A 13765-nucleotide genomic window follows, 5' to 3' on the forward strand; every position below is an offset into this window, starting at 1 on the left:
TTAAATCCGTCCGCGTTCCTCAACTCTTTTTCGCTTTTTGTTGTTCTTTATCTTAGTATTCCCAAAGGAATACCTGAAACCAAGCACCAACAATCTGTTCTCGGCCCTGAAGGATGATGTATTATCTTGATTAAGGTAGCGTCTTGTATTAAAGAGTTTGCCTCTGTTGAAAATATCTCTAATTGCCAGGGAAATACTGGCTTTCTTGTCCCATATGGTTTTTCGAAAAGCCAATCCGGTCTCATTATAGGATTTCTGTCTTGAGTTTCCACTGACCGTAGGCGAAAAATAATCCAACGTCAAATCAGCAAATAGCGATTTGTCTTTCAACAAGGTAAAGCTATTGTTAAATCTCAAGCGGGCAGTCCAAATATCATTGGTAAGCTCCGTTCCCGTATCCAAATCCGTAAATCTACTCTCCCTATAAAAATAAGCGAACAATAAATAAGTATCCCAGAAGTCGGTAACGTTTTTGTTTATGGAAATATCCCCTCCGTAACTGGTATTCAGGCCTAGATTCGTGCTTATAAAGCGTAAAAAATTGGACTCGTTATCTTGAAATACCTGTTGTAAATATTGGTTTTTACGTTCGGTAAAATAAAATTCCAGTCTGTAATCCTTATCGAACGTGTACCCTAGGGCAATGTAGTTTCTTGTAGAAGGCAATAGATCGGGATTGCCCTCGATCACGGAATTATTCGTCTGAAAATATTGAAAGGGGTTCAACCTATTGTATCTAGGTCTGGTAATCCTACGGTAATAATTAAGGTTGATGCTATGCTTTTCTGCCAATTCATGGGAGACGGATAACGAAGGGAACAATTCAAAATAGGTATTCTTGGTGACTGTTGGTTCCGTATCCAAATCTCCAACAGTCTCCGTGTATTCTGCCCTAAGACCAAATTTCAATTTCCATTTGTTCCAATCATTGGATAAGCTCACATAGGCCGCGGAAATATCTTCATCATATGAAAAAGTACCGGCTTCGGTCGGGTCAATTCCGGGCTGGCTCCTGTCAAAGCCTTCCTGGGAAATATCGTTCTCGGAATTTATGCCCGCATATCTCAGTCCCGTTTCGAACTTAGTAGATGCTCCAAAAGGTGTCGCATAGTCCACTTGTATGCTGAACAGTCCCGTTTTTTGACCGGACATGGTAGTAAAATCATTCTCGCCCGTGAGTGTTCTGTTTACGTCGAAAAAATCAGTCTCCAAATTCTGTACCCTATCATAATCATAATAGGTATAATGGGTATTAAAAGACAGTTCTGCACCTTTCTTTTTAAAACGATGCACCCAATCAAAATAAATGGCCGTATTGTAAACATCATAGTCCGAATCATTTGTTGTCTCAAAACTAGAATTCAAGTTCCCGTTTAAATCCGTTATCAAGGTCTCCGAATCATAAAACCGATTTACGGAAGGTGTCAATGCGTTAATAGTAGAAACACTTATCGTATTTCTTTCATTGGGCGTATAATCAAAAAAGGCGCTTACATTATGTTGTTTTCTGTTAGTTGTAGCGTCTTGTTCTGCCGTCCATTTTTCTGTTATCGTACCGTTTTCAAAGAAATTGGCGACATCTGTGTAACGGGTAATATCTTTGTTATCCCTAAAGCTATACGCTAAAGAAAAATCGGTTTTTTTTCCTTTGAAGAAATGGTCCGTTCCCAGGGTATGCTTTGGGAAAATGCCTTGGGTATAGCTATTGTATACTGCCCCATTGTAACCCGCAATAAGGTTGTTCTTCATTTTAATATTGATGAGAAGCCCTCCTTCCGCACTGTACTTTGCCGGAGGATTGGTAATCACTTCAATGGCCTCCACATTACTGGCAGAACTTCCGGATAGCAGGTTGACCACATCGTTCTCAGGGATGTTCACTCTTCTACCATTTATCAAAATACCCACATTGGATTGTCCTTTTATGGTCAACTGGTCTTTAACTACTACCACACTGGGTGTGCGCTTTAGCACACTCCAAATATCATTATCGGAAAGTGCCGTGTTTTTAATATTGAATACTATACGGTCAACTTTTTGTTCAATAGTAGGTTTTTTATAGGTAAGGGTAACTTCTTCCAGTTCTTGGGCATCTTGTGCAATGATCAAGGAGCCGATATTCAAATCGGCCGCGATGGTAATCGTTTTTATCTGGGAAACATTTTCGATATAACTTGCGGAAATAAGATATTTTCCCTTTTTGATGTTCTCCAATACAAAAGAACCATTGTTGTCCGTTGCGGTTCCTTTAGCTAAAACCGTGTCCATGGTTTGCAAGAGCACGTTCGCAAAGACCAAGGGCTTTTGTTCATGGTCCAGAACCTTACCTTGAATAGTGAACTCTTGTGCATTTACGAGGGAAAATAAAAACACAAACATTATAAAAAACCAAAAATCCCTCTTCATGAATACGCTGTAGGTAAGCTGTAAATATAACAAAGTTGTAGAGAAATACCTTACATGTATACAATACTTCTTTTACAAAAGATATTAATTTAGTGAAACAGAAAATCATTCCGGGTTTAAGCGGTCTATTTCAATCTTATCAATATTGCGCTGATTGTCTTCCAACCTGAAGTTTCCAAAGTTATAGGTGAAGCCAAAACGCACGTATTGTGTTTCCGGTACTGTAAAATAATTATTGTCCTGATTTAAATATTTGGAAGTTATTTTGGCATTGGCGAGGCCTAAAATATCGTTAGCGGAGACACTGACCAGTGCCCTTCTGTTCCAAAAAGACTTGCGAAGACCCGCAGTGAGATTTATGGTTTCGGCCTGCTTATAGGAACCTTCCAGAAATCCGGAGAGGTACACAAAGCCCAGCTCCCCTTTGAAAGTACCGTCTTTGGATAGGGTAAGATAGTTTGCAAGGCTTACATATATACCATCTACGCTATTTGTAGCTTCATTTTCCTCACTCTCCAATGCTAAAAAGGTTTCGTCCTCATGAAAAATAGAAATGTAACTGTATACATACCAATTATTACTGATGGACTTACCATGATTAAAATCGAACCCGTAAGAGGTGCTTTTCAGTACATTTTGGGTAATGTCTCGTAACACCTGATTCTCATTATCCTGAAATGAGAGCCTACTGATATAGTTGCCATTGTCCCGATAGTAAAAATCGAAGAAAAACTCCTGTTTAAGCGTGTAGTTAAAATTGAAATTATTGCTAAAATTGGGCAACAAATTTGGATTCCCTTCAATAAAATTATTCTCATTGATAAAAACCCGAAACGGGTTCAGATCCTCATAGCGCGGTCTCGACAATTTACGCGAATAGTCAAAAGCAAAACTGTGGTTTTCACTGGCCGTATGCAATACGTAAAAGGTAGGGAACAGCTCAAAGTACTCCAGATCGTTAATCTCCGAAAGTGCCACGGACGTTCCCGTGCTTTGTGTATGCTCGGCCCTTAGACCTCCTTTTAAACTCCATTTCTCCCAGTCCTTGTTCAGGCTAAAATAACCTGCATAAACGCTCTCATCATACTTGAAATTATCCGATAACTCCGGAACGAAAGTGCTTCCATTGTTCAAATCAAAATAATCAAGTATGCTGGTAGAATTGATAAAGGAGCCTTTGACTCCGGCTTCAAAAGCAACGGTTCCCAACAGATTGGAATAATCCAATTGTCCGGTGAAAATCTCAATATCTTGATTGGCATCCGTTAGAAAATCAAAATCCCTGATGAAACTTTCGTCCGGCGAAAAATAATTGGAGCTTATGTCCTGGGTTCTGGACAAATCAAAATTTGTGTAATGGCCGTTTGCACTTAAACTGCCTCCTTCTTTAAAACTGTGTTTGAACGATAAATCGGCTGAAATATTATTTTTGTTTCCTTTTATCGAGCTAGCTGTGGTGAACGTGGAATCCAATACTCCTACCCCATTTCGCATTCGGGTTGTTTGGAAAGCAGCTTCATTTCTTACGGGAGAAATTTGGGAGTTTGAAGTAAAGTTCAAGGTGTTTCGCTCATCGATTTCATAATCCAAAGTGAGGCCAATGCTGTGTGTTCTATTTCGTTTGGTGCGGTTGTCATCGGTGTTCCATCTGGAGAAAATTCCGGTATCATCAATATAATTAACATTACTTTCTATAGATTTCAACCTTTTTTCAGGTGCATAGGCATAACTCACGTTCATATTTAATTTATCGGTTTTATAAAAATGTGATGTGCCAAAATTATACTTGGGGAATATTCCCTGCGTATAGTTCGTGTTGATGTTTCCTTTATAGCCCAAGGAAATGTTTTTACTTGTTATGATATTAAGTACGGGTCCTCCTTCGGCATCATATCGCGCAGGAGGATTGTTGATGACCTCTACGGATTTTACATTCGCTCCCTGATAATTTTCCAATAGGCTGCGAACCTCTTCGCTAGAAAGTTGCACCTTTCTATCGTTAATATAAACGGTAGTGGATTGCCCCCTAATTTGAAGTTCATCCTGAGAGACGATAACCCCCGGCGTTTGCTTTAAGATATCCCAAGAACTTCCTTGCGAGACCACTGTATTTTCTACATTAAAAACTAGACGGTCTATCTTCCGCTCTACTTTTGGGCGAGACGAAACCACTGTAACCTCATCCAACTCGTTCGCGTTCTGTGGTATGATCAAAGCCCCTATTTTAGTATCGCTACCAATATCCAACGCGAGCGATTTTGAGGCTGTCCCTATATAACTCGCTTTTAAAAAATAAAGACCTTCCAAGATTGCATCAAGGGAAAAATATCCGCTTTCATCCGCAGAGGTTCCCTTTACCATGGTGGAATCTGAAGTGTTCAAAAGAAATACCGATGCGAAAGGAATTACTTCACCATTTTCGTCCTTGACCTCCCCGGTAAGGGAATAGGTTTGACCGTGTATCGTTTGAAGCATACCAAAACCAAGCAATAAAAAAAGTAGTGGTCTCAATTTTCGTTTGGGTTGAACATCAAATCTAACAAAATATTCCTATTTTATAAGTTAAATCTGTCAACTAGTGTAAAGTGCATAAGTACTCCATACGTGTTATTTTAGCGAAAACCCCATGAAATAGCGGTTTAAATTAAACTATATTTGCAATTGATTTTGTTCCTTTTGAAAACATGAGGATTTTGGGAGCATCATTACCTTTTTATCGCTATGAAAAATATTCGGAATTTCTGCATTATTGCCCATATAGACCATGGTAAAAGTACCTTGGCCGATCGTCTGTTGGATTTTACAGGCTCCGTTACGGAACGTGAAAAACAGGATCAACTGCTGGATAGTATGGATTTGGAACGGGAGCGTGGCATCACCATAAAAAGCCATGCCATACAGATGGAATATACCTACAAAGGGGAGGAATATATACTAAACCTCATTGATACTCCGGGCCATGTGGATTTTTCCTATGAAGTCTCCAGGTCTATCGCTGCTTGTGAAGGCGCGCTTTTAGTGGTTGATGCCGCACAAAGTATTCAGGCGCAGACCATTTCCAATTTATATTTGGCCTTGGAAAACGATTTGGAAATTATTCCTGTGCTCAATAAAGTTGATCTGCCCAGTGCCAATCCAGAAGAAGTTACGGACGATATTGTAGACCTATTGGGATGTGATGCCGAGGAAGTGATTCCCGCTAGTGCCAAGACCGGTATCGGTATCGAGGCCATATTGGAGGCTATCATAGAACGAATTCCTGCTCCTAAGGGCAATCCTGACGAATCCTTGCAAGCCTTAGTGTTCGACTCCGTGTACAATCCTTTTCGTGGGGTGGAAACCTACTTTAGGGTCATTAACGGCGAAATAAAAAAAGGTCAAAAAATAAAATTCGTCGCCACCGATAAAGATTATTTTGCGGACGAGGTAGGTACGCTTAAATTAGAACAGCATCCGCAAAAAAGCGTAAAAACCGGAGATGTGGGTTATCTGATTACCGGAATCAAAGATGCCCGTGAAGTAAAGGTTGGCGATACGATTACCGATGCCGCAAAACCTACCGAAAATGCCATTGCGGGTTTTGAAGATGTAAAACCTATGGTATTTGCGGGTATATATCCTGTGGATACGGAAGATTTTGAAGAGTTACGCTCTTCTATGGAAAAGCTACAACTTAACGATGCTTCCTTGGTTTTTACACCGGAAAGCAGTGCAGCGCTCGGTTTTGGTTTTCGCTGCGGGTTCTTGGGAATGTTGCATATGGAAATCATTCAAGAGCGTTTGGAGCGTGAATTCAACATGACGGTCATAACGACCGTTCCCAACGTAAGCTATTATGCCTATACGCGTAAAAATCCGGATACGCCCATTACTGTAAATAATCCTACGGACTTGCCGGACCCCTCTACCATTGACCGTGTAGAGGAGCCTTACATAAAAGCTACGATTATTACAAAATCGGATTTCGTGGGCAACGTAATGAGTCTTTGTATTGAAAAAAGAGGCCAGATTACCAATCAAACCTATTTGACTACGGAACGTGTTGAGCTAAATTTTGATATGCCGTTGGCCGAAATCGTATTCGACTTCTACGACCGATTAAAAACGGTTTCTAAAGGATATGCTTCTTTTGATTATGCTCCCATAGGAATGAAGGTTTCCAAATTGGTGCGTGTTGACATTCTTTTGAATTCCCAGCCAGTTGATGCTTTATCCGCTTTGATACATGCGGACAACGCCGTGACCATTGGCAAGAAGATGTGCGAAAAGTTAAAGGAACTTATCCCAAGACAACAATTTGATATTCCCATACAGGCCGCTATTGGTGCCAAAATCATTTCTAGGGAAACCACCAAGGCCCTTCGTAAAGATGTGACCGCAAAATGTTATGGAGGTGATATTTCCCGAAAGCGTAAATTACTGGAAAAACAGAAAAAAGGTAAAAAACGTATGCGCCAAGTGGGTAACGTAGAAGTGCCGCAAGAAGCCTTTATGGCCGTACTGAAATTAAATGATTAAAATACAGACGCACCCGAATATGTAGATAAGGGAGTGTATTTATTTCAAAAACATATTCGTTATTCGGAATTGTCATCCTCATCTAAAGAGTCCTCCATTGGGAACTTTTTCCCAAGATAGGCCAATTGATCTCCCTCCTGAATATCCGTTAACTCTTTGCTGAAGGCAGGAATGATCTGTATTTCTCCATCGGATTTTTTAACGAACAATGGTACAATTTCTTCATCTGCCTTAGTGATTTCAATCAATCTTTGATAGTGCCCCGTGTCGTTGAGGTCAATTTCATGGATTACCGGATTTTTCCGTGCGGCCTCTGATAACTTTATAAAATCGTCCGTATGGGAAAAGAGCCCCACCTTTGGGTTATTCTCCGGATCGTTCATTTCATCGGCATCTACCAATCTAAAAGAACCATTCTCGCCGAACTGCTTTTCAAACTTGGTGATTGCATATTTATTGATATCCGAGTTGCCCGTGAGTGCCATTAAATAACCAATATCATTGAGTTCGATATTATTGGTCAGCGCATCCGAAAATATGTTGGCCGAAAAGGCCTCAAGACCATTTCTCTTTGCTTTATTGATATTGGTCTGGTTGTTATCGATCAAAACCACATGGCGATTGTTCTTATGTAAATATTCCCCGATCAATCTGGAAACTTTTGATGCGCCTACAATGAGAATCCCTTCCGATTTTTTCAAAAACACCCCTACAAGTTTTGCAAATAATCTTGCTGTCGTTGCATTTAGGAGTACCGTGCCCAAAACGATTACAAATACCAATGGCGTAATATATTCCGCACCAGGTTCTCCTTTTGATAATAATTTGGAGCCAAAAAGCGATGCGATACCTGCGGCTACAATACCACGCGGACCTACCCAACTCACAAAAAGCTTTTCGTTCAGCTTTAGATTGGAGCCTGCGGCACTCAGAAAAACACCGAGAGGCCGTATTAAAAAAACGATGGCCGCAAAAAGAGCCGCCGTTTTCCAATTTAAAATAAGTTCCAAATCTGAAATATTGATGTTTGCTGCCAATAGAATAAAAAGAATTGAAATAAGCAGCACACTGAGCGATTCTTTGAAATACAATAGTTCCTTAATATTGGGCAAGTCCATATTTCCCAATACCATACCCATCACCACTACCGCCAATAAGCCCGATTCGTGCGCAAAAATATCCGACTCCACAAACACCAAAAGTACCACTGATAGAGAGACTACATTCAATAAGTAATGTGGTATAAAGTTCTTTTTAATGGCATAGGCCAAAGCATGCGCAAAAGTGAACCCAAAGGTAAATCCAAATAAAAGGATTTTCCCGAACTCGATCAAAGCGGTCTTTGTATAGGCCTGTCCTTCGCCCACACTAATGAATTCAAAGACCAATACTGCTGCCAAAGCGCCAATGGGGTCAATAAGTATTCCTTCCCATTTCAGTACAGCGGACAAGTCTTTCTTTAACGGAATATTTCTTAGGATGGGAGTGATTACGGTAGGACCCGTAACTATAATCAACGCCGAAAACAAAAACGATATCTGCCAAGAAAGTCCAAATATAAAATGGGCGGCAATGCCTGCTGCAAAAAAGGTAACTATACTGCCCAATGTAATCAGTTTCGTGATGACCGGCCCTACGTTCTTGATTTCAGAGCGTTTTAAGGTAAGTCCTCCTTCAAAGAGAATGATACTAATGGCCAAAGAGACAAAATAATAGAGTCCTTCCCCGGGGAAGAGTCCTTTTTCCCCGTTCCAAATAGGTTCAATAAGTTTCGTTCCATCTTCCGTGTACAATGTGGATAAAGGTCCAACTAGAAGACCGATCAATATTAAGGGCAAAATAGCGGGCAACTTTAAACGCCAAGCGACCCATTGTGCTATTATTCCCAAAATAATAATTCCTGCCAACTCCAGCATAAATCTTCGTTTTGCGTAAAAATAATCATTAAAGCAGTGGAAACGGTAGTGGTGGGCAACGAAAAAATTAATGATCTTTCATGGTCAGCCTTAAAACCGAACATGCAGATTTTTCAGTGTATTTATCTTTTCCCGTACCAAAAAGAATGCTGATCCAATTGTCTTGTTGGGGCGTTCCCAAAATAAGCAAATCATAACTTGCGGAAATTTTAGAAATGGCACCAATGGAGTCATTGTTTCTCTCAATAATTACAGTACTTTTTGTATCAACCTTTTTCAACAGTTTTATGGAATTGGCTTCCATCTCTAAAATTCCTCTTTCCGGCATGTTCTCGGGAACTACATGAAGCAGGGTTAGGGAAGCATTGTAAAACGCACAAATTCTATCCGCAACGGCAATAAAATTCTTGTCTTTTCTGCCGGGCCTCAAGGCTAACAATACTTTGCCAATATAACGCACACCATCATCCTTGAATAAGGCGAAATCAGAGTTAATGTGGGTCAACAGCCATCCAATGGGATTACTCACCAAAATACCGCTATGCGCCCTACCGTTCCATCCCATGACCAACCAATCACAATGCGTCTGGTCACTTAACTCATGAATGGTATCCGAAATTTCATGGGTCACGGCAGCTTCAAAATCGATGCTTATTTTCTGTGATTTGCCCAAACGTGCCAGACGCCTTTCCAAAGAAGCAATTCTTGGATTCTCCTCTACCATGGCATCCAAAAAGGTTTGATTGGGCACCTCGGTAATATTGACCGCCTGTATTTTTTCTCTCTTATTAATGGCCGCGGCAATTTCTACCAGCATTTCGGGCGATCTTTCATTTCCCAACAAAGGCACCACCACTCCGGCATCCGAAGCTAATTTCCCGTCCAAGTTCTGCATACCTTCCGGCTGGTTGTTCCGGTAACTGATCTGTCCTCTTTTCTTTCGCTTGTACAACAAATACAGGGCAGGTCTATGACCGTATTTACGCAATATGCCTGTTCTTGTGGCGTTCTTCCCGAAATAGATATAAATCAATACCCCTAATATCAAAATAGCTAAAATGGCAAGTAGCGGTGTTGCCCCCAATAGGACCAATAACGCTACTCCACTAAAAATTCCGAATAGCTGTACAAAAGGATACAATGGCGATCGGTAAGGAGGCGCATACCACTGCGCAGCTGTTTCCCGTAGCACAATAACACAGGCATTCACCAAAATAAACATCATTACCATAAAAGCACTGGCCAGTTTTGCGATTTTTTCAACATCCAAGAAAAGTATCACCATGGCCATTACAAAACAGGTTATAATAATGGTCACTACCGGAGTGAGATATTTAGAATGGATTTTCGCCATAAAATCCGGCAATAGCTTATCTATGGCCATGGCAAAAGGAAATCGAGAGGCCGCCAAAACCCCCGAATTGGCCATGGAAATCAAAGTGATGATCCCAATAATAGCGGCAATGTAGCCTACGTAGCTTCCCCCGATAATATTGGCAATCGTATAAATAGGTTTAATGTCGGACTGTAATGCATCCAACGGAATATTACCGACCAAAACAAAGGCTACGAACACATAGATGGAGGTCATGATGCACAAGGACAAAATCATTGCCCTTGGTAGATTTTTACTCGGGTTCTTTATTTCACCGGCTATTGCAGCTACTTTGGTTACCCCGGCATAGGATATATACACAAACGCAACAGTAGATAGTAGTCCCATATTTCCTTTCAAAAGAAATGGGTCCAACAATTCCGATGAAGTTCTTGGCAGTCCAAAGAGCAAAATAAGGCCTAATGTTATCAAGCTGATGGTTACGATTACAATTTGAACCTTACCAACTTTCTTGACACCGAGGATGTTCAAGAACAATATCAATCCTAAAAACGATAAGGCAATATATTTTGTGAGCCCTGCATCTATATTGACCAAAATAGAGAGATAGGCACCAAAACCTACAAGTGCAAATGCACTCTTGAGCAAAAGGGAAAGCCAAAGCCCTATTCCTGCAATAGTTCCAAAAAGTGGCCCAAATGCCCGTTCTATATAGACATAGGTTCCCCCTGAAGAAGGCATGGCGGTGGCCAGCTCCGATTTGGAAAGTGCAGCGGGCAAAATACAAACAGCGGCCAATAAATAGGCCAACCAGACGGAAGAACCCGTTTTTGCGGCCGCCAAACCCGGCAACACAAATATACCACTGCCCAACATACCACCAATACTAATGGCTATAACAGAGGTTAAGGATAGGCTGCGTTCTAGTTTTTTCAAAGTTAGTTGGGTATGAACGCTAAAATAGGCTTTTTAATATAATTGAAAAATGATAATATCTTCTTAATAAATAAGGGATTTCCCATTGTTTTATTAATTTGCGCAGCATGAAAATCTACCCTGTAGAAACCGGTAATTTTAAATTGGACGGTGGCGCAATGTTCGGAGTAGTTCCCAAAACCATTTGGCAGCGAACCAATCCTGCGGATCACAACAATTTGATAGATTTAGGGGCAAGAAGCCTTCTTATTGAGGACGGGGACAGACTTACCTTGGTAGATACCGGTCTGGGCAACAAGCAATCCGAAAAGTTTTTTAGCTATTACCACCGTTGGGGAAATTTCACCTTGGACAGTTCTTTGAACAAGTTAGGTTTTCATTCGGACGATATTACGGATGTTATTCTAACGCACCTTCATTTTGACCATTGTGGTGGCTGTATAAAATGGAACAAGGACCGGACGGGTTATGAGCCAGCTTTCAAAAATGCACGTTTTTGGACGAACGAAAATCATTGGAAATGGGCAACGGAACCCAATGCTAGGGAAAAAGCTTCTTTTTTAACGGAAAACCTGCTTCCTATGGAAGAAAGTGGCCAGCTGAATTTTATAGATCGAAAAGATTCGACGATGCTAGAAAAATCAGAACTTGGTTTTGGCATTCGTTTTGTAGATGGTCATACGGAGAAGCAAATGTTGCCGCAAATCAAATACAAAGGAAAAACTATTGTTTATGTGGCGGATTTAATTCCAACCGTTGGGCATATTCCCTTGGTTTACGTAATCGGTTATGATACAAGACCATTATTGACCCTCGCGGAAAAAGAACGTTTTTTGAACGAAGCAGTCAAAAACAAATATTACCTCTTTTTTGAGCATGATGCCCACAACCAACTTTGCACTTTAAAACAAACGGAAAAAGGAGTGCGCTTGGACCGGACCTTCACATTTGACGAGGTCTTCAACTGATAATTTTTAATTTACGAAAGCTAATTTTAATACCTATATATGACACGCTCTTTTTATAAATCGATTCTACTGATTTCGTGTTCCGCCTTAATTTTTGGATGTGGCAGCACAGGACCTGTAGGCGGACTCATTTCTACTCCTGTTGAAAATATTGATGCCATTCCCATAAAGATTGCCGACCTGACCAAAGCCGAAAAACAAAACTGGGGGCATTTGGATCTGGTTTCGGATACCATTCCGGGTATGAGCGTAGACAAGGCCTATAAAGAAATCATTAAAAATAAAAAAGGAAAAAAGGTAATTGTAGCCGTAGTGGATTCCGGAATAGATTTGGATCATGAAGATTTGGACGGCGTCCTTTGGACCAATACCAAAGAAAGACCGGGCAATGGTAAGGATGACGATAATAACGGTTACGTAGATGATATCCACGGGTATAATTTTTTGGGGGAATCCTATAACGAGCAATTGGAATATGTCCGTATGCTCCGTTTGGGTATTGGTGACGCCGCTACCCAGGCAAAGGCAAAGGCGGAATTACAAAAAAAATACGCCGAAGCGCAGCAAAACAAGCAACAGTACGAACAAATTCTACAAGCGGTCAAAGGTGCGGATGCTGAAATGAAAAAGCATCTTGGAAAGGATAGCTATACCAAAGAAGACGTTGCCGGGGTCAAGGCCACGGACCAAGCCATGCAACAAAACGTGGCCATTCTTACACAAATGTTTTCCATAAAAGAAACAATTCCAGAAGTATTGGAAGAATTGAACGATGGGGTAAAATACTTTACGGAACAATTAAACTATAACCTCAACAAAGATTTTGACGGTAGAAAAGTAGTTGGGGACGATCCTTATGATTGGAACAGTACCGATTATGGTAACGGCAATCCGCAAAACAGGGTAGATGATGAAAGTCATGGAACGCACGTAGCGGGTATTATTGCCGCTGAGCGCAATAATGGCATAGGGGTTAACGGAGTTGCCAACAATGTAGCCATTATGAGTCTTAGGGCCGTTCCCAACGGGGACGAATATGATAAAGACATTGCCCGTGCCATTCGCTACGCTGTGGACAACGGTGCCAAAATAATCAACGGGAGTTTTGGAAAGTCCTATTCTCCAAAGGCACAGTGGGTATATGACGCCATAAAATATGCAGGTGAGAAAGATGTGCTTTTTGTACACGCGGCCGGAAATGATGGTGCTAATCTAGATGACCCTGCGAATCCTAATTTCCCCAACGACCAAATAAACAATGGACCGGAAATATCGGATAATGTATTGACCGTTGGCGCCTTGGACCCAAATTACGGGTCGGAATTATTGGCTTCCTATTCTAATTACGGAGATATCAATGTGGATATTTTTGCACCGGGAACGGACATCTATTCTACCTATCCCAACAATGAATACGAATATTCTCCGGGTACCTCTATGGCTGCTCCTGCTATTTCAGGTCTGGCTGCGTTATTATTTTCACAATACCCTAATTTATCGGCTCCACAGGTAAAACAAATTATTATGGATTCCGGTTTGCCTGTAAAAGCTCAGGTCATTCTTGGTGGTGATCCTTCAAAAAGTGCTTCCCTTAGTCAGATTTCTACTTCAGGTAAAATTGCCAATGCTTACAACGCCCTGATCATGGCAGATCAAGTGAGCAGGGGCAAGCTAAAACTATAATT

Annotated in this window: 7 protein-coding genes; 3 read left to right on the forward strand and 4 right to left on the reverse strand. The window is 40.9% G+C overall.

Annotated features, from left to right (window positions below; translation table 11 throughout):
* Positions 1 to 2379 (reverse strand): outer membrane beta-barrel family protein, encoded by a 2379-nt coding sequence (locus tag ACKWBX_RS14450; protein WP_413969415.1) that lies wholly within the window; start codon positions 2377 to 2379, stop codon positions 1 to 3.
* A gap of 132 nt (positions 2380 to 2511) precedes the next feature.
* The gene (locus tag ACKWBX_RS14455) at positions 2512 to 4917 is read right to left on the reverse strand and encodes a TonB-dependent receptor (protein WP_413969416.1); all 2406 of its coding nucleotides are present in this window, start codon (positions 4915 to 4917) and stop codon (positions 2512 to 2514) included.
* Positions 4918 to 5127: 210 nt separating this feature from the next.
* Here ACKWBX_RS14455 and lepA point away from each other — a divergent pair, with 210 nt between their 5' ends.
* On the forward strand, positions 5128 to 6924 hold the full coding sequence (gene lepA, locus ACKWBX_RS14460; protein ID WP_413969417.1) for a translation elongation factor 4: 1797 nt from the start codon (positions 5128 to 5130) through the stop codon (positions 6922 to 6924).
* A gap of 59 nt (positions 6925 to 6983) precedes the next feature.
* Here lepA and ACKWBX_RS14465 read toward each other — a convergent pair whose 3' ends face one another.
* Both ACKWBX_RS14465 and ACKWBX_RS14470 read right to left on the reverse strand, forming a co-directional pair.
* The gene (locus ACKWBX_RS14465; protein WP_413969418.1) at positions 6984 to 8840 is read right to left on the reverse strand and encodes a cation:proton antiporter; all 1857 of its coding nucleotides are present in this window, start codon (positions 8838 to 8840) and stop codon (positions 6984 to 6986) included.
* Positions 8841 to 8907: 67 nt separating this feature from the next.
* Positions 8908 to 11112: an amino acid permease gene (locus tag ACKWBX_RS14470; protein ID WP_413969419.1), complete on the reverse strand. Its 2205-nt coding sequence runs from the start codon at positions 11110 to 11112 to the stop codon at positions 8908 to 8910.
* Positions 11113 to 11219: 107 nt separating this feature from the next.
* Here ACKWBX_RS14470 and ACKWBX_RS14475 point away from each other — a divergent pair, with 107 nt between their 5' ends.
* Together ACKWBX_RS14475 and ACKWBX_RS14480 are read left to right on the forward strand one after the other, a co-directional pair.
* Positions 11220 to 12080 (forward strand): MBL fold metallo-hydrolase, encoded by an 861-nt coding sequence (locus tag ACKWBX_RS14475; protein WP_413969420.1) that lies wholly within the window; start codon positions 11220 to 11222, stop codon positions 12078 to 12080.
* Positions 12081 to 12119: 39 nt separating this feature from the next.
* Complete coding sequence (locus tag ACKWBX_RS14480; protein ID WP_413969421.1) at positions 12120 to 13763, forward strand: S8 family peptidase; 1644 nt, start codon at positions 12120 to 12122, stop codon at positions 13761 to 13763.
* Positions 13764 to 13765 lie beyond the last annotated feature (2 nt).

It is taken from the genome of Maribacter algae, assembly GCF_047345745.1.
Lineage (GTDB): Bacteria > Bacteroidota > Bacteroidia > Flavobacteriales > Flavobacteriaceae > Maribacter.